The sequence below is a fragment of the Arcicella rigui genome (assembly GCF_034929435.1).
Classification (GTDB): Bacteria; Bacteroidota; Bacteroidia; order Cytophagales; family Spirosomataceae; genus Arcicella; species Arcicella rigui.
Genome location: NZ_JAYFUM010000001.1, coordinates 22,344 through 40,099, shown reverse-complemented (window position 1 = coordinate 40,099; position 17,756 = coordinate 22,344). Strand labels below are relative to the sequence as shown.

16 protein-coding genes and 5 tRNA genes are annotated in these 17,756 nt (G+C 35.0%); 9 read left to right on the top strand and 12 right to left on the bottom strand.

The window, feature by feature from the left end; translation table 11 throughout:
• Positions 1 to 219 (bottom strand): hypothetical protein, encoded by a 219-nt coding sequence (locus VB248_RS00205; protein ID WP_323294717.1) that lies wholly within the window; start codon positions 217 to 219, stop codon positions 1 to 3.
• Positions 220 to 380: 161 nt separating this feature from the next.
• Between VB248_RS00205 and VB248_RS00200 the strand changes: the two genes are divergently transcribed.
• From VB248_RS00200 to VB248_RS00170, 7 genes are all read left to right on the top strand, one after another.
• A complete protein-coding gene (locus VB248_RS00200; RefSeq protein ID WP_323294716.1) occupies positions 381 to 1,835 on the top strand; it encodes a BatD family protein in 1,455 nt (484 codons plus the stop codon).
• A 73-nt stretch (positions 1,836 to 1,908) separates the two neighbouring features.
• Positions 1,909 to 3,021, top strand: coding sequence for a chorismate synthase (gene aroC / locus VB248_RS00195; RefSeq protein WP_323294715.1), 1,113 nt, complete (start codon positions 1,909 to 1,911; stop codon positions 3,019 to 3,021).
• Between the two features lie 3 nt (positions 3,022 to 3,024).
• Positions 3,025 to 3,465: a nucleoside deaminase gene (locus VB248_RS00190; protein ID WP_323294714.1), complete on the top strand. Its 441-nt coding sequence runs from the start codon at positions 3,025 to 3,027 to the stop codon at positions 3,463 to 3,465.
• A gap of 87 nt (positions 3,466 to 3,552) precedes the next feature.
• Positions 3,553 to 4,164: a superoxide dismutase gene (locus VB248_RS00185; protein ID WP_323294713.1), complete on the top strand. Its 612-nt coding sequence runs from the start codon at positions 3,553 to 3,555 to the stop codon at positions 4,162 to 4,164.
• Between the two features lie 97 nt (positions 4,165 to 4,261).
• Positions 4,262 to 4,337, top strand: a tRNA-His gene (locus VB248_RS00180).
• A 58-nt stretch (positions 4,338 to 4,395) separates the two neighbouring features.
• Complete coding sequence (locus VB248_RS00175; protein ID WP_323294712.1) at positions 4,396 to 5,079, top strand: carotenoid biosynthesis protein; 684 nt, start codon at positions 4,396 to 4,398, stop codon at positions 5,077 to 5,079.
• A gap of 261 nt (positions 5,080 to 5,340) precedes the next feature.
• Positions 5,341 to 6,219 carry a MerR family transcriptional regulator gene (locus tag VB248_RS00170; protein ID WP_323294711.1) on the top strand — a complete coding sequence of 293 codons (879 nt, stop codon included), beginning with the start codon at positions 5,341 to 5,343 and terminating at the stop codon, positions 6,217 to 6,219.
• Between the two features lie 37 nt (positions 6,220 to 6,256).
• On the opposite strand, the gene VB248_RS00165 is transcribed toward VB248_RS00170, so the two are convergent.
• Positions 6,257 to 7,330 carry a mannose-1-phosphate guanylyltransferase gene (locus tag VB248_RS00165; protein WP_323294710.1) on the bottom strand — a complete coding sequence of 358 codons (1,074 nt, stop codon included), beginning with the start codon at positions 7,328 to 7,330 and terminating at the stop codon, positions 6,257 to 6,259.
• A 380-nt stretch (positions 7,331 to 7,710) separates the two neighbouring features.
• Between VB248_RS00165 and VB248_RS00160 the strand changes: the two genes are divergently transcribed.
• Positions 7,711 to 10,788 (top strand): TonB-dependent receptor domain-containing protein, encoded by a 3,078-nt coding sequence (locus tag VB248_RS00160; protein ID WP_323294709.1) that lies wholly within the window; start codon positions 7,711 to 7,713, stop codon positions 10,786 to 10,788.
• 88 nt (positions 10,789 to 10,876) lie between these two features.
• On the opposite strand, the gene nusG is transcribed toward VB248_RS00160, so the two are convergent.
• From nusG to VB248_RS00110, 10 genes are all read right to left on the bottom strand, one after another.
• Positions 10,877 to 11,428 carry a transcription termination/antitermination protein NusG gene (gene nusG, locus VB248_RS00155; protein ID WP_323294708.1) on the bottom strand — a complete coding sequence of 184 codons (552 nt, stop codon included), beginning with the start codon at positions 11,426 to 11,428 and terminating at the stop codon, positions 10,877 to 10,879.
• Between the two features lie 92 nt (positions 11,429 to 11,520).
• Entirely contained in the window at positions 11,521 to 11,712 is a 192-nt protein-coding gene (gene secE / locus VB248_RS00150; RefSeq protein ID WP_323294707.1) for a preprotein translocase subunit SecE, read from the bottom strand.
• A gap of 154 nt (positions 11,713 to 11,866) precedes the next feature.
• Positions 11,867 to 11,937, bottom strand: a tRNA-Trp gene (locus tag VB248_RS00145).
• Between the two features lie 117 nt (positions 11,938 to 12,054).
• Complete coding sequence (gene tuf / locus VB248_RS00140) at positions 12,055 to 13,242, bottom strand: elongation factor Tu (RefSeq protein ID WP_323294706.1); 1,188 nt, start codon at positions 13,240 to 13,242, stop codon at positions 12,055 to 12,057.
• Between the two features lie 154 nt (positions 13,243 to 13,396).
• Positions 13,397 to 13,468: transfer RNA gene (locus tag VB248_RS00135), tRNA-Thr, on the bottom strand.
• 111 nt (positions 13,469 to 13,579) lie between these two features.
• Positions 13,580 to 13,655, bottom strand: a tRNA-Gly gene (locus tag VB248_RS00130).
• Positions 13,656 to 13,748: 93 nt separating this feature from the next.
• A tRNA-Tyr gene (locus tag VB248_RS00125) sits at positions 13,749 to 13,831 on the bottom strand.
• A gap of 213 nt (positions 13,832 to 14,044) precedes the next feature.
• Entirely contained in the window at positions 14,045 to 15,244 is a 1,200-nt protein-coding gene (locus VB248_RS00120; protein ID WP_323294705.1) for a porin family protein, read from the bottom strand.
• A 114-nt stretch (positions 15,245 to 15,358) separates the two neighbouring features.
• Positions 15,359 to 16,129 carry a hypothetical protein gene (locus VB248_RS00115; RefSeq protein WP_323294704.1) on the bottom strand — a complete coding sequence of 257 codons (771 nt, stop codon included), beginning with the start codon at positions 16,127 to 16,129 and terminating at the stop codon, positions 15,359 to 15,361.
• Between the two features lie 26 nt (positions 16,130 to 16,155).
• Positions 16,156 to 16,710, bottom strand: coding sequence for an RNA polymerase sigma factor (locus VB248_RS00110; RefSeq protein WP_323294703.1), 555 nt, complete (start codon positions 16,708 to 16,710; stop codon positions 16,156 to 16,158).
• A 205-nt stretch (positions 16,711 to 16,915) separates the two neighbouring features.
• On the opposite strand from VB248_RS00110, the gene murI reads away from it, so the two are divergent.
• Positions 16,916 to 17,722, top strand: coding sequence for a glutamate racemase (gene murI, locus VB248_RS00105; RefSeq protein ID WP_323294702.1), 807 nt, complete (start codon positions 16,916 to 16,918; stop codon positions 17,720 to 17,722).
• Positions 17,723 to 17,756 lie beyond the last annotated feature (34 nt).

The following is a 17,756-nucleotide window of genomic DNA, read 5'->3' as shown; positions in this document are numbered from 1 at the left end:
TTAGGTTGAGGCGACTTGCATCTTTCTTCTGATACGATTAAAGCATTTTTCAATTACTCGTTGGTAAGTATTACCAAATTTAACATTACACCATTCACGCAATTCACTAACTTCATCGGATAAAAGCGTTTTAATTGCCTTTTTTAATTCTTTCTCGAATAATTTGGCGTCAAAACTAACTTTTTCCAATATAACTTTGACATAGTTTAAGGTAATCATAGTTTTAGTTGGATTTAACAGAATGACAATACAAAATCTTTAGTCAAATTTATCATTTAAACATCTGATTATCAAGTATTTTAATTGAAAAATTTTCACTCAACAAAACACTCAATTCGTACTATCAAAATATTAATTTTTGAAATTTCTCTTAAAAAACGGTGCAAAATAAAAAATATTATATAACTATTTCAATAATTTTTTATTCTTTACTTTGCTTTCTCGCTAATGCACAGGAAAGTGATATTTCGTTAAACATCGGAGAAAAGACCATAACACTCAACGACCCGTTCGTTGTAACCGTAACGGTAAAGTACAGTGGCGAAGCTCAAGTACCTGCCTGCAAATTCCCAGATTTACCCAATTTTACAAAAAAAGGCTTTTCTCGTTCTATTACGCATTCTTTTGTGAATGGTCAGGCGGTTTCTACTTGCAATATCATGCAAAATTATGCACCACAAAAAATTGGCTCTTTCAAAATTTCCTCCTTCAAAGTCAATGTTAATGAATTAAATCTCAAGGCAGAAAATTTTACGATTAAAGTAAACAAACCGCTTTTTGGTGTAAGTAATTCAGACAAAAAAGATAATAAAACCAACGAAGAAGATTTTACAGATTTTATCGAAGGCAATAGCGAAGAAATCAAAAATATTAAAAACGACGCATTTCTGACTTTAAGTACCAACAAAACAAACCCATTCGTCGGAGAAGGCTTTACCGTAACGCTGGCTTTTTACGTTGCCGACAACAACGCTACTGAAATGGAATTTGACCACAACGAAATTCAAATTCCACAAATCACCAAACAATTGAAGCCCGAAAACTGCTGGGAAGAAAGTTTCGGTCTGACAGAAACCCAACAAGGACAAGTATTATTAAATGGCAAACCTTATACACAATTCAAGTTTTATCAAGCTACTTTTTACCCTTTAAACAATAAACCAATTGTTTTTCCTTCGGTTGGTTTAAAAATCAAAAAGTATGTTATCGGAAAAAATGGCGAAAAAATTCCGCAATACACCACTTTCCGAACTCGTACTTTTGTGATAAAAACGAAAGATTTGCCCAATCATCCGCTTAAACAAGAAGTATCCGTTGGAGAGTTTGCATTGAAAGAAGTCATCAATAAGAGTACTATTACAACGGGCAAATCTGTTCAATATCGAATTCAAATTACGGGCGATGGCTATAATATCAAATTGCCTGAAATGAAAAATGATAGCCTTTTTGATTTCTTTCCACCAGAAGTAGAAGCCAATACTTATCCACAAAATGGAAAAGTTGTTGGCACAAAAACCTTTTCTTTTCTGATTATTCCAAAACAGGCTGGTAACTTTGCACTTGATAAGTACTTTAAGTGGGTTTATTTCAATACAAAAACCGCCCGTTATGATACACTGAGTTCAAAACTCAATTTAAAAGTAAGTGGCGAAACCATAAAAACTTCTGATACACCGCCATCAATCGTTTCGGTATATGACGGTCTGAAAGACAAAGATTCTTCGGAAGCACCCAATAACTTTGGAAAACTTCTGAAAGATGAAGCCAATATTTTACTGGCAATTATGCTGATGGGTATGTTTTTCATTTTATTACCTATCAAAAAAAGAAAATAATTTTGTAAAAATTAAAGATTGGAATTTTACAAATACGCAGTGATTGGTTGAAATTCCTTATTCAAACTCATATATGAGCAGTACATACGGTAGATTATTTAAGATTAGTACATTTGGCGAGTCACACGGCACAGCCGTTGGCGTAATTGTGGACGGCTGCCCAGCAGGTATAGAATTTGATTCAGCATTTATTCAAAGTGAATTAGACCGCCGCAAACCGGGGCAATCTCGTATTACCACACAACGCCGAGAAGCCGACGAATTCCAAGTATTATCAGGAATTTTTGAAGGAAAAACCACTGGTACTCCTATTGCCATGCTGGTTTGGAATGGCGACCAACGTTCAAAAGATTATTCACATATCGCACAGCAATTCCGTCCTTCGCACGCAGACTATACTTATACAGCCAAGTATGGCAATCGTGATTATCGTGGCGGAGGTAGAAGCTCTGCACGTGAAACCGTAGCAAGAGTAGCCGCTGGAGCATTGGCAAAACTGATTTTAAAACAAATCGGTGTTGATATTAAATCTTATGTTTCGCAAGTAGGAAAATTAAAATTAGAGATTCCTTATCAACAATTAGATTTAACCTTGGCAGAAGAAAACGCCGTTCGTTGTCCGCATCCAGAAATCGCTCAACAAATGTTTGATTTAATTGATGAAACTCGTAAAAAAGGAGATTCAATTGGCGGTGTTGTCAACTGTGTAATTACGGGTACTCCTGTTGGCTTGGGTGAACCTGTTTTCGATAAGCTTCATGCCGAATTAGGAAAAGCGATGTTGAGTATCAATGCCGTAAAAGGTTTTGAATACGGTAGCGGTTTTGAAGGCGTTGAAATGTACGGTTCAGAACACAACGACGAAATGTACATCGACGAAAGCAAATCTGTTAGAACAAAAACCAATCATTCTGGCGGTATTCAAGGAGGTATTTCAAACGGAGAAGATATTTATTTTAGAGTAGCCTTCAAACCTGTGGCAACCATTATGCAAGACCAAGACAGCGTTGATGCAGAAGGAAATGCCGTAACAGTTTCAGGAAAAGGTCGCCACGACCCATGCGTTGTACCTCGTGCCGTACCAATTGTTGAAGCAATGGCAGCTTTAGTTTTGGTAGATTTTTATTTAAGAAATAGAGCGAGCCATAACTTAGCCAATGAACTTTCAACTGATATACCGTGGTAAGCCATGCAATTTTCAGATGAGTACTTCATGCGAATTGCTTTACAGCAAGCCGAAATAGCTTTTGACGAAGGAGAAATTCCTGTCGGAGCAATTGTGGTTTGTCAAAATCAAATTATTGCCAAAGCACACAACCAAACCGAAAGACTCAACGATGTAACGGCTCATGCTGAAATGTTAGCTATTACTTCGGCTGCCCAGACTTTAGGTTCAAAATATTTAAAAGACTGTACTTTGTACGTTACTCTTGAACCTTGCGTGATGTGTGGTGGAGCAATTTTTTGGTCGCAATTAAGTAAAATCGTTTGGGGAGCATCTGATGCAAAAAGAGGTTTTCAGAGAGTCCAACCAAGTATAGTTCATCCAAAATCTCGTGTCGTTTTAAATGTCTTACAAAGCGAATGTGAAGAAATTTTAAAGAGATTTTTTGAAAAATTAAGAACTTAATTAGGCTTTTGATAGTTTTTGAAAGAACACGAATGAGAACAATTCTCAAACGCTTTAACTATAATATATTTTAAATCAACATAAAAAATGGCATTCGTATTAGACCCTTTACCTTATGCAAATGACGCTTTAGAGCCTCATTTTGATGCGTTGACGATGGAAATTCACCACGACCGTCACCACAATGCTTACGTTACAAACCTTAATGCTGCTGTAACAGGAACAGAATTAGAAGGAAAATCAATTGAAGAATTGATTGCTGGCATCAGTAAACTTTCGCCTGCGGTTCGTAACAATGGTGGAGGACACTGGAATCATACATTTTTCTGGAATATTCTTTCTCCAAACGGTGGAGGAGCTCCAGTAGGAACTTTAGCAGAAGCAATTACTGCAAAATTTGGTTCATTTGAAACTTTCAAAGACGAATTCAAAAAAGCAGGTTTAACTCGCTTTGGTTCAGGTTGGGCTTGGTTAGTAGTTACTGCTGATGGTTCATTGGCTGTTACTTCAACACCAAACCAAGACAATCCATTAATGGACATTGCAGACGTAAAAGGCACACCAATCATTGGTTTAGATGTTTGGGAACACGCTTATTACTTGAAATTCCAAAACAAGCGTCCAGATTATATTGATGCTTTCTGGAATGTAGTTGATTGGGCAGGTGCTGAGGCTCGTTATCAAGCTGCTAAAGCTTAATTAGTTATAAAAAAATAGCAATTTTTTCTAAGAATTTCTTATGAAAAAATTGCTATTTTAAAATTGACCTTTTACCTTTGCAGTCCCATAACAACACGGAGGATGTAGCTCAGTTGGTTAGAGCATCGGTTTGTGGTTCCGAGGGTCGTGGGTTCGAGCCCCATCTTTCTCCCAAGGTCTTGTCTATTAGGCAAGACCTTTTTTTGTACTCTTTATTCATCCATTCTTGATATGAATATTACTCACATACAATCCGTACTCATAAGCCGCTACACCAAAATTGTCTTTATTATTTTACCCCTCATGTATGTTGTGGGCTTTATCGGACTAATGCTTCCACAAACACAAGCGTATTTTAAATTACTCTCAGCTTTTAATCTTTGGGTTTCTTTTGCTGTCCTTTTAGCTTTTCATCAAGACTTCCAGAAATCTTTTATTTACTTTATTATCATCTCATTTTGTACTGGTTTCTTTGTAGAAGTACTTGGCGTTCATACAGGAATCATTTTTGGTAAATATTGGTATGGAGCTACTCTTGGCACTAAGTTGTTTGAAGTACCCATCGTAATTGGAGCAAACTGGTTTATTTTAGTGTATAGTGCAGGAATCATAGCCGAAAAAGTACTAAGTACTCTCAAAGCTTCATTGTATAAAAAAATATTAGTAGCATTCATTACAGCCACTTTAATGGTTTCTTTAGATATTCTGATTGAACCAATCGCTATCAAACTCGACTTTTGGCAATGGGACGCCAATATTATTCCTCTTCAAAATTTTATTGCTTGGTTTATCATCGCATTTATCTTAGCATTATACTTTACCTTTACACAGTTTAAGAAGACAAATCCACTTGCTTTCCTCATCTTTTCTTTACAATCCTTGTTTTTTTTACTTCATACCTTTTTTAATACTTAGAAATAATATTTTTATTTTTGAAAACCTTTTTATAAACAATAAGTTATCACAGCATACAAAGGTAGAGCCTCGGTAATATCTAAAAAAAATAATAAAAATCTTTAGTGATACATCCATCAATGTTGGAGCGAGGGCATCTCATCACGAAAAATAGTGCTTACAATCACAAAAAATGGTAAAATCGTAGTTTTTAAGTAATTCTTAATTTTGAGATTCTCCTCCAGTTTTTGGCGAATTTTTTAGCATTTTTATCACAATTCCATGAGCAGTTATTCCATTAAAGACCTTGAACACCTGTCTGGTATCAAGGCTCATACCCTAAGAATTTGGGAACAACGTTATGGTATTTTAAAACCAGAACGGACTGATACTAATATCCGTACTTATGACGATACTGACCTAAAGTTGGTTTTGAATATTTCTCTTTTGAAAGACCACGGATACAAGATTTCGGAGATTTCAAAGATGAATCAAGACGAAATGTCTAAAGAAGTATTATTGATTTCTGAAAAGCAATTAAATTATCCTGATCAAATACATGCTTTAACGATATCGATGTTGGACTTAGATGAAGAGAGGTTTGAAAAAATCGTGAGTACTAACACGTTGCAATTTGGCTTTGAAAATATGATGATTAATATCATCTACCCATTTTTAAGTAGAATTGGAACACTCTGGATTACTGGTTCTATCGGACCGGCTCAGGAGCATTTTATTTCAAACCTTATTCGTCAGAAACTTATCGTTGCTATTGATGGGCAATTACCTTCGCTAAAACCTAATGCGAAGAAGTATTTACTTTACTTACCAGAAGGCGAAATGCACGAACTAAGCTTATTGTTTAGTAATTATATCATTCGTTCTCGACAAAATAAGGTAATTTATTTAGGACAAAGTTTGCCTTTTAATGAACTGATTTTCGCTTATCAGGCTCACAAACCTGACTATATTCTTACGATTATTACTTCTGTACCCGGACAGGACGAAATTCAAAAATATGTGTATCGTTTGGCGAAAGAGTTTCCAGATGCGAAGATATTACTTTCTGGTTATCAAGTGATTGGGCAAGACATCGACTGCCCTGATAATGTAGAGATTCTTACTCAGATTCAATATTTAATGGATATTGCGTTAGGATAGGAAACAAACGATTTGTTTACTATCCTAACGTATATATTTAAACAAATTCTTTACCTACTTTTGTAGCATCTGCTACAAAGCTTTTCACGAATTGTTCTTGTTCTTTTTCACAAATCATCAATACGTTGTCGTACTCAGCAATGATGTATCCTTCTAAGCCTTGTATTACAACTAATCTCTCTTTTGGAGTTTTGACAATACAATTTTTTACTCCATAAAGCATTGTTGAGCCATCAATTACATTTTCATTGTCGTCTTTATCAGAAACTTCGTATAAAGACTTCCAAGTTCCTAAGTCAGACCAGCCAATATTTCCTAACACAGTGTGTACATTATCGGCTTTCTCCATCACAGCATAGTCAATTGAAATACTTTCACAAGTTTGATATACTTCATTGATGTAATCTGTTTCTTGTTCGGTAAAATACACATTGTCACAAGCTGAGAAAATTGCATGAAGAGCAGGACTATTTTTAGCAAAAGCTTCTTTAATTGCTTTTGCTGACCAAATGAAAATACCTGCATTCCAAACATATTCGCCACTGGCTACAAATTCTTTTGCTAATTCAAGATTTGGTTTTTCTCTGAAAGTTTTTACTTTTTTCACTTCCGAATCCGACTGTTCGTATTGAATATATCCATAGCCAGTATCAGGTCTTGTTGGAGAAATCCCTAAAGTAACTAATACGTCTCCAGAAGCAGAAGCCTCTAAAGCTATATTAATTCTTTTTTCAAACTCATTTTCTTTTAAGATAATATGGTCGGCAGGAGCTACAACAATATTGGCATCAGGATTTTGCTTACCAATTTTATAACAAGCATAAGCTACACAGGGAGCAGTATTTCTACGAATTACTTCAGTTAAAATTTGGCTGTCTGCTAAAAAGGGAAGTTGCTGTTTTATAATATCTACGTAGTCAATACTGGTTACGATATAGATATTTTCTTTGGGACAGATATTTTCAAAACGGTCTGCCGTTTGTTGTAAAAGTGTTCTACCTGTTCCAAGTACATCATGAAATTGCTTCGGATTATTTGATCTACTAAATGGCCAGAAACGAGTACCTACTCCACCTGCCATAATGACTACATAGTTGTTATTATTCATCATTCTGAATTAAGTAATATAATTTTAGTCTTCTGTGTGTTATTAATCTAAGTAATAAAGATATACAGACTTTTTATAAAAAATAAATTAGGTCTAAGATTTTAAGAGTATATATCTAAAATTCTAATTAAAATACTAAATATTCTATAAAATATCGCCCAACTTATTGGGCTAATGACACCCCTTCTTTTTTCGTTAAAAATGACTAAGATTTTGTCCAATTACTGTACTTTTCAAGTACTATTAGATAATTTTAAGAAATAATATAAAAAATTTGCTCTGCTTGCATAATATTATGCAAAATTTTCTTTCTCTTTGTATTATATTATTCCATAATTCAATCGACAAAAAAATTGGCTTAAAATTCACTAAAAAAGAAACGTATGAAGAATTTATTTACAAAAATGAAGTTTGGCTTTATTGCCATACTTGTTTTATTTACCTCATCTGTTTTTGCCCAAACAAAAATATCGGGAAAAATCAGCGATGGTTCTACTAAAGAGCCTTTGATTGGGGTAAGTATCGCCGTTAAAGGAAAAGTAATTGGTACGATTTCAGACACAAAAGGCTCTTTCTCACTAAGTACCAATACTCCTACTCCATTTACAATTATCATTTCAAGTGTTGGATATACAACGCAAGAAATATCTGTAACTAAAAGTTCGGATGATTTCGATATTAAACTTGAAGAACAAAGTACAATGGGACAGGAAGTAGTAGTAGCAGCTTCTCGTGTTGAGGAAAGTGTTATGAAATCGCCAGTAACAGTTGAAAAAATGGATATTCGTGCTATTCAGAATACTCCATCTGCTTCATTTTATGATGGTTTGGCTAACTTAAAAGGAGTAGATATGGCAACACAAGGTTTGTTGTTTAAATCTGTTAATATGCGTGGATTCGGTTCAACTGGTAACCCCCGTGTTGTACAAATGATTGACGGTATGGACAACTCTGCTCCGGGTTTAAATTTTGCTGTTGACAATATTATTGGTATGCCAGAATTAGATGTTGAAAATGTTGAGTTGTTACCTGGTGCTGCTTCTGCATTGTACGGGCCAAACGCTATCAATGGTTTAATTCTAATGAATAGTAAAAGTCCATTTTTGTATCAAGGTTTAAGTGCCTCTACTAAAATGGGAGTAATGTCGGCAAGTAACCGCTCCACTGTTACTACTCCTTTTACAGATTTGAGTATTCGTTATGCAAAAGCATTCAACAATAAAATTGCCTTCAAGCTCAATTTTTCACATATTCAAGCAAAAGATTGGCAAGCTACGAATTTCACAAACATGAACTTAGGTGGAAATAATGACCCATCAAGAGGACTTGGTACAAAAACTGACTACGATGGTATGAACGTTTATGGAGATGAAATTCAAGCCAATTTACAGTCGCTCAACTCAGCTTTACCAAATGTCAACGTGAGTAGAACAGGTTATAAAGAAGTAGATTTGGTTGACCACAATACAAAATCTCTAAAATTTAACGCTGCTTTACACTACCGTTTAAATGAAAAAGTTGAAGCAATTGCTCAAGTAAACTATGGTGAAGGTACAACTCTTTACACAGGTACAGGTAGATATTCATTACGTGATTTTAAAATTACTCAAGCAAAATTAGAATTAAGAGGAAATAACTTCACTCTAAGAGCATACACCACACAAGAGCGTTCTGGAAGCTCCTACACTGCTGGTTTAGCAGCTATTGGTATGCTTACAGAAATCAAATCTAACAGTACTTGGTACACAGAATATGCTGGTGCTTATGTAAGTGCTAAAACGGCTGGTGGCACTGATGAAAATGCCCATCTTGCTGCTCGCCAATATGCAGACCGCAACATGCCTCAGCCTGGTTCTGCTGCATTTAATACTTTGTTAGATAAATATCGTAATGCTTCAATTACAAATGGCGGTGGTGCTTTTGCTGATAAGAGTAACTTGTATCATGTAGAAGGTATCTACAACTTCAAAGACCAAATCAAATTTGCTGATGTAACTGTTGGGGCAAATTACCGTATGTATGAGCTTCGTTCATCTGGAACGCTTTTCTCTGACCAAAAAGATGGCCGTACAGGAACAATTACTATCAATGAATATGGTGCTTTTGCACAAGTTTCAAAAAACCTTCTTAATGACCATTTGAAACTAACAGGTTCTATTCGTTATGATAAAAACCAAAATTTTGAAGGACAATATACTCCTCGTTTCTCAGCTGTTTATTCTCCTTCGCAAGACCACAATGTTCGTTTGTCTTATCAAACTGGCTTTAGAATCCCAACTACTCAAAACCAGTACATCGACCTTCAAACACCAGCCGGAACTTTAATTGGTGGTTTACCAGAATTTGATGCTCGTTACAAATTGGCAACGGGTGTTACAAGAGAAGTACTTACTGATTTTGCAACCAATCCAACTAAATATATTACGCCAGCAGTTTTAGCAAGTGCACAACAATATGCTACTGCTGCTGTACAAGCTCAATTATCAACCATCCAAAACGCTGTTATTTCAGCAGTTCAAACACAAGTAACTAATGCTGTAACGGCTCAAGTACAAGCCGCCGTAGCTGCTGGTCAAATTCCTGCTGCAAACGCTGCTGCTGCAATTCAGGCGGGCGTTCAACAACAAATGACTTCTACTGCTGTTCAAACTTTAATTCAAAATACAGTTCAGTCAACTGTTGTTCAGAAAGTAACAGAAGTAACGAAACAAGTAGCTCCAGCTTATGCTTTAGCTTCTTTACCAAAATATAAAGCAAAAGCATTAGTTCCAGAAAAAATTCAATCTTATGAAATCGGCTACAAAGGACTTATCAGTAAAAAACTTTTTGTAGATGCTTCATATTATTACAGTGTTTACAGAAACTTTATTGGTGGTAGTACTATTGTAGTACCTACGGCTGCGGCCGCTCCTGGTCTTCCAATAGAATCTGGTTTAGGTAGTGGAAGTACTCGTGCAGGTTATTCTCGTCCTGCCAACTCAGATGAAGACATTACGATTTCAGGATGGTCTTTAGGCTTAAACTATCTGCTTAGTAAAGGTTACACAGTAGGTGGAAGTATCACTAATAACCAAATGAACAATTTTACAGCAAGTACAGAAGTTCCTTACTCTGGATTTAATACTCCTAAAAACAGTTATAAATTTACCTTCGGAAAAAGAATTAGCAGTGGTAACAAATGGGGCTTTAATTTAGCTTATCGTTACCAAGAGGCATTCACTTGGGAGTCGAGCTTCCCTCTTCCAACTACAACGGCTGTACCAATTTTCACGAACACAACAGTTCCTGCTATCAATAACTTCGATGCTCAGTTTAGCTATAAATTGAATAGTATCAAATCTATTGTAAAACTTGGCGGAACTAACATTGGCGGAAAACCATATATCCAAGCTTATGGTAGTGCTTATGTCGGCTCAATGTATTACGTATCTTTAACTTTTGATGAATTATTGAACAAATAAGTCATCAATTGATTGCAATAAAAAAGGTGAATTCATTAAATGAATTCACCTTTTTTATTGATGTTTTTTCAAGAAATACTAAAAAATATTATTTTTCAACTTGTGAATAGTTCAATTCAACTGGCGTATTACGTCCGAAGATTTTAACCATTACATTAAGTTTTTTCTTATCATCAAAAATTTCTTCCACTGTACCTTCAAATCCAGAGAATGGGCCATCAATAACCTTGATAGTTTCGCCTTTAGAGAATGATGCAGGAGCAGATTCTTCAACAGCAATGGCTTCGTCCATTTTCCCTAAAATACGCTTAATTTCGCCAGCACGTAAAGGAATAGGAGTTTTAGAAGTTTTTCCATCATTCCAGCTTAAGAAACCAATAACTCCTGGCATTGAAGTAATCAAGTGAGCTACCTCTCCGTATTTAATATCAGCCTCAACGAAAATATAGCCAGCAAATAATGTCTTCTCACGTACAGTTTTCTTTCCATTACGCATTTCAAATATCTTTTCAGTAGGAATTATAATCTGTGGAATATAATCCTGAAGATTTTGTCGTGCTATTTCATTTTCAAGATAAGTACGTATTTTCTTTTCTTGTCCTGAAACTGCTCTCAGAACGTACCAATTAGTCTCTGCCATTGTTTTATATATTTCGGTTTGCGATTGTTGATTTTGGATTGATAAAATATCTAAACAGATTTACAGGTAAATCCGCATTCCGAAATCTGCAATTAAAATGATTGATAGAACAATTCTAATCCAGACTTGAATAAGAAATCTATTGTACCAACTACTAAAGCAAAAATTAATGATGCCACTAACACAAGTGTTGAACTTGCTTGTAATTCTGAAAATTTAGGCCATGTTACATTTTCGGTAACTTCTGTCCAAGACTCTTTAACAAGTTGTTGTAATTTGTTCATGGTGATTGCTTGCTTTAACTATTACTTGCTTTCAAGAGCGACAGTAATAAAATATTATGCTTATAAACTTTTAAGTTCCAATATTTTAGGTTTTAAATTCAGACATAAAAATGTATTGAACTTAAAACCTAAAACTTGGAACTTAATTACTAAGCACGGGAACAAGGATTCGAACCCTGATCAAGGGTTTTGGAGACCCGCATTCTACCATTGAACTATTCCCGTGTAAATCGACTGCAAAGATAGGTATTTATCCTAAAAACACAAAAAATACTTGCAAATTTTATTAAAAAAAGAGCGTTACAGTTTTGTAACGCTCTTAATCTATTTTTTAGCTAAAAATTAGTCTAAAATTTCAGTTACTTGACCAGCACCTACTGTACGACCACCCTCACGGATAGCGAAACGAAGACCTTTGTCCATCGCTACTTTGTTCAATAAAGTTACTTCAATTGTCAAGTTATCACCAGGCATACACATTTCAACGCCATCTGGCAACTTGATTTCTCCAGTTACGTCAGTTGTACGGAAATAGAATTGTGGACGATATTTGTTAAAGAATGGAGTGTGACGACCACCTTCTTCTTTAGACAAGATATAAACCTCAGCTTTGAATTTAGTGTGAGGCTTAACAGAACCTGGCTTACAAATAACCATACCACGACGGATAGATTCTTTGTCGATACCACGTAATAATAAACCTACGTTGTCACCAGCTTCACCACGGTCAAGGATTTTACGGAACATCTCAACACCAGTAACAACTGATTTCAAGCCTTCAGCACCCATACCTAAGATATCTACTGCATCACCAGAGTTGATGATACCAGTTTCGATACGACCTGTTGCTACAGTACCACGACCAGTGATCGAGAATACGTCTTCAACTGGCATCAAGAATGGCTTATCAACATCACGTTTTGGAAGTGGAATCCAGCTATCAACAGCATCCATTAACGCTTCGATAGTAGCAACCCATTTCGGCTCACCGTTCAAACCACCTAAAGCAGAACCTTGGATTACTGGAATGTTATCTCCATCAAATTCATAGAATGATAACAATTCACGGATTTCCATTTCTACTAATTCTAATAATTCTGGGTCATCAACCATATCCACTTTGTTCATGAATACAACCAATTGAGGTACACCTACTTGGCGAGACAACAAGATGTGTTCACGAGTTTGTGGCATTGGACCGTCAGTTGCAGCAACTACGATGATAGCACCATCCATTTGAGCAGCACCAGTTACCATGTTTTTAACGTAATCGGCGTGACCTGGACAGTCAACGTGTGCATAGTGACGATTTGCTGTCGAATATTCTACGTGAGCAGTGTTAATTGTGATACCACGCTCTTTCTCTTCTGGAGCTGAGTCAATTGAAGAGAAATCTTTTTTCTCTGCAAGTCCTTTTTCTGACAACACTTTAGTGATAGCAGCTGTCAATGTAGTTTTACCGTGGTCAACGTGACCGATTGTACCAATGTTTACGTGGGGCTTACTACGGTCAAAATTCTCTTTTGCCATGATATTTAGTTCTTAATTAGTTTTATTTAAAAATTGTTTGATACTTTTTACATTTGAAAATCTGAGGATTTGAAAATTTGAAAATATTTTCATTTAGTTTTTAATCAAAAACAAATTCAAATCTTCAAATTAGTATAATCTTCAAATTGATTCGAGCCTTTGAGCAGGATTGAACTGCCGACCTCTTCCTTACCAAGGAAGTGCTCTACCACTGAGCTACAAAGGCAATTACTAAAACCTAACCCTTAGAAATTATAAGAGGTTAATTGTTAATCGTTTTTAGCTAAACTAATAACTATTAACTAATTAACAACTAACCACTTACTATTGTTTCTTATGGAGCGGGAGACGGGGCTCGAACCCGCCACCTATAGCTTGGAAGGCTATCGCTCTACCAAATGAGCTACTCCCGCTTGCTTAATAATAGTGAAATGATTGAGTTTTGAATATAGAGTAACAACTTACATGTATATAACCAACTACTCTATATTCACTCATTCAAATCGTGGGGGCGGATGGATTCGAACCACCGAAGGAATACTCCAGCAGAGTTACAGTCTGCCCCATTTGGCCACTCTGGTACACCCCCATTTTCTCTTTTTTGAACTACTTTCGTTTAGCGTTCTGGTGAAAGAGTGTGCAAAGGTAAGTTTATTTTTTATTTTGTCAAACGTTAAAACAGTTTTTTTTACGTTTTTTTTGCAAAAAAATTATAAACTCCTGAAATATTGAAAGTTACAAAATAGACATAAATTGATATTTTTTCTGCCGAATTCAACATCAATTTATGTCTATCTATTTTTTATAATCTTATTCCAAAGCTAACCCCTCCAATTTTAGGGCCTCTTCCATCTTGAAACAAATTATTCATATCATAATTCAGGAATAAATCTGGGAAGTTTTTCAATCCTAATTCAAAGGCTAAACCGTAACGAAAATTATTTACATAAAAACTACTATGATTCCACTCTTTATGACCGTTATCTTCTTCTTTGGTTTTGGTGTAGCTATCAAGTCTATAACCAACGTATCCTCCAGCCGCTACATAAGTAACTACGCTTCCTTTTTTGAATGCCACATAAGGCATTACGGGAATATTAATATTGGCAACCGTAAGCTTATTTCTTGATAAAGGTATTACGTTTCCTTGGTTATCTTTATAATTAGCAAATTCAACATTGTTTGCTCCTTTTACTAAGTAATTATTGTTTTCAAACATATAATTGTTCCAAGAAACTTCTAAGCCGTAGCTTATTTTCAATGCTGCATTTGTACCTCTGCTAATCATTCCGCTACGAGTCCAGCCGAAACCAAAATATCTTGAGCCAAATGGACTTAATTCAAAGTCTTTTGAATTGTAAATTCCAGAAATACTACCTGTATTGCTAAAACCATTAAAACCAAAGTAAATATTAAAACCTGAACGGCTATTAAAACCATACTCTCTTCGGTTTCTCTTGGCTGTATCTTTTAGCATTACGTTGATTTCCTCATCGCCATCTTTTACTTGTACGCCATTAAAACTCACGTGTACTTCTTCGTTTCCGTCTATTACATGAACTCCGTTCAAACCAATTTTTACATTAGTATTGTTATTCATATTATAGTTTTTTTTGCTTGAAGAACTTCCATTTGAAGGTTCATTACGATTACTGTCTTCAACTTTTGCATTAATCGCCACTTTGATACTTTTATTATTTTGTGAAATTACCAAAATGGTGTCTTTGCTTAAATCACTATTAACAACTCTGCGAATACCTTTCCAAGTTTCATCGTCAAGTGTCATACCATTTTTTTGAAATAATTCCTGCAAATCTTCTCTCAACGATTTATTAGGATTTTTGCTGTCTAATAAAGTCTGATTACGTTTGTCAATATTGATTACTGTTGAATCTTTATCGTTTGCTAAACTTTGAAAACTTGTTACGAATAAAAACAAGATGCTTACAAAAAATGAGTTGGTGAATGTTTTCACGATACTCTTACGATTAATTGTTTCCATGACGTTATTTTAGATTTATTGTTAGGTTTTAAGAGATTCCTTTTATACTTCTCAAAACTTGATATTTATACATTCAAGATGCAAATGCTTTAATCAGGGTTGCATAAGTTTTGTTTATTTTTCGGTTTCTTCTCCGTTGGTAAGTGCATTTTCGATTTTAGCATCGGCTCTTGCAATTAGCTTTTGTGGTTTAAATCCTACTTCGTTCCAATTTACATTTTCACCGTTTTTCGCTCGCTTCAATTGTTGCCAAATTTTACTGAACTTACTTTGTCTTTTACCACTTGGTTCTTCGGTTTGGGCTACTTGAGTTGCTTCCTCTCTTGAATCTACCAAATTCAACACAATGGTTTCTTCTCGTTTTGGTTCTTTATCAACGACAAGTACAATGGTATTTGCTTCCTCTATGACTTTATTCATCGGTGTTTGAGGTAAACTCGGATTTTTCGCCAATAGTTGCTCTTCATGTACTGGTTTTTCCTCTGGCAGACTTATTTTTTTTTCAAGTTGGTTGTTAAGCTTCTTTACTTTGTTAATACCTGCTGGAGTAACAATACTGTTTTGTTTTGTATCGATTTCTGATTCGGTTGATTGAGCAAAAACTTTGTTTTGATTTTCTTTTTCAACCAATACTTTCTTCGGTGTTTGAATTGTTGCAAATTCTTTTGCTTCGTTACTTTCACCAGAATTCATCCAGTAAATACCACTTCCCAATATCAAAGCTACCGAAGCAGCCGAAGCGTACTTCCACCATAAAGGAAGTATTTTACTTTCTTTTTTCTCAAGTCGTCCTTGGAGTTTATCCCAAGCGGCTGGTCTTGGCTGACGCTCATAGTTTTTTAAACGTTCAGCAAAAAGTTTATCAATATTTTCCTGATTTTTCATATATCTTCAGATTCCTAAGAATCAAGTTAAATCGTTTGAACTACTGCATTTTGTAAAATAACCCTTGCTCTTGATAATTGTGATTTTGATGTACTTTCGGTAATTCCTAATTGTTCGGCAATTTCAGCATGTGAATATCCTTCGATAGCATACAAATTAAAAACTGTTTTATAACCCATCGGTAATTTTTCTATCAATTTTAGTAAATCAGCTGTTTCGAGGTCTGTTCTAAATTGTTCAGGTTCGGGTTCGTAAAGGATTTGGTCATAGCTTAATTCAAATTGTGTTTTTTTGTTACTCCTTAAATACATTAATGATTCATTGACCATTATTCGCCTAATCCAACCTTCAAAACTTCCTTCTAATTTAAAACTTTGGATTTTTTCAAAAACCTTTATAAAGCCTTCAATCATTATTTCTTCAGCTTCAAATTCATCATGTACATAGCGATAACATATCCCCAACATTTTTGGGGAATATTTCTCGTAAACTTTCCGTTGAGCTTTAGGGTCACCTTTTTGGCAAGCTTTTACCAACGCTTCTTCTGTTTGAAATAAATTAATCAGTTTCACGGTATTCATCCTGGTTTAGCTTAATATGCTGATAATTCAGATTTAGAGGTCGAGCTGTAATTTTATGAATTCAAGATGAAATATCATAATGAAAGGTTGCACAAGAAATATTGAATTTTCAAATTTGTGAACAATATGTCATTTTAATTTTGAATAAGGCTATTTTTAAAGCCCCAAATACCTTCTCAAATACTTAAAAATTAAATTTTACTTTATGAACTCTTCGGCAGCAATCGGAATTTTTGACAGTGGTATTGGCGGTTTAACGGTTGCTCATGCCGTAACAACACTCTTGCCAAACGAAAATATCATTTACTTTGGCGATACGGCTCATTTACCTTATGGAGATAAATCTGCTACTGCCATTCAAGCATATTCTATTAAAATTTGTAATGTATTACTTCAACAGAAATGTAAAGTTATTTTAATCGCCTGCAATTCGGCTTCTGCGGCGGCTTATGAATTGGTGAAAGAGTATGTTGGTAGTAAGGCAAAAGTTATTAATGTAATTGACCCTGTTATTGAATTTCTTGCTGAAAACTATGAAGGAAAACGCATTGGATTAATTGGTACAAAACAGACAGTCAATTCAAATATTTACCGAAAAAAAACAGATTCTTTAGATAAAGATATTACCCTGAAATCTTTGGCTACGCCTTTACTTGCTCCTATGATTGAAGAAGGTTTTTTCAACAATAATATTTCCGAAAGTATTATTCAGGAATATTTAAAAAACGATACTTTAAATGACATCGAGGCTTTAATTTTAGGTTGTACTCACTATCCTTTGATAAAAACACAAATCGAAAATTATTACCAAGGTAGTGTAAAGGTGTTAGACACTTCTGAAATTGTGGCAAAATATTTAAAGAAATATTTAGTTGAAAATGATGCTCAAAATCCGCTGAATGCCCATATCAAGCATTTTTATGTGTCTGATTTTACACAATCTTTTGAAACATCAACCAAGATATTTTTTGGCGAACAAATACGCTTGGAGTATTATCCATTATGGGAATAAATAAAAAAGGTTTCGGAAAATTCCGAAACCTTTT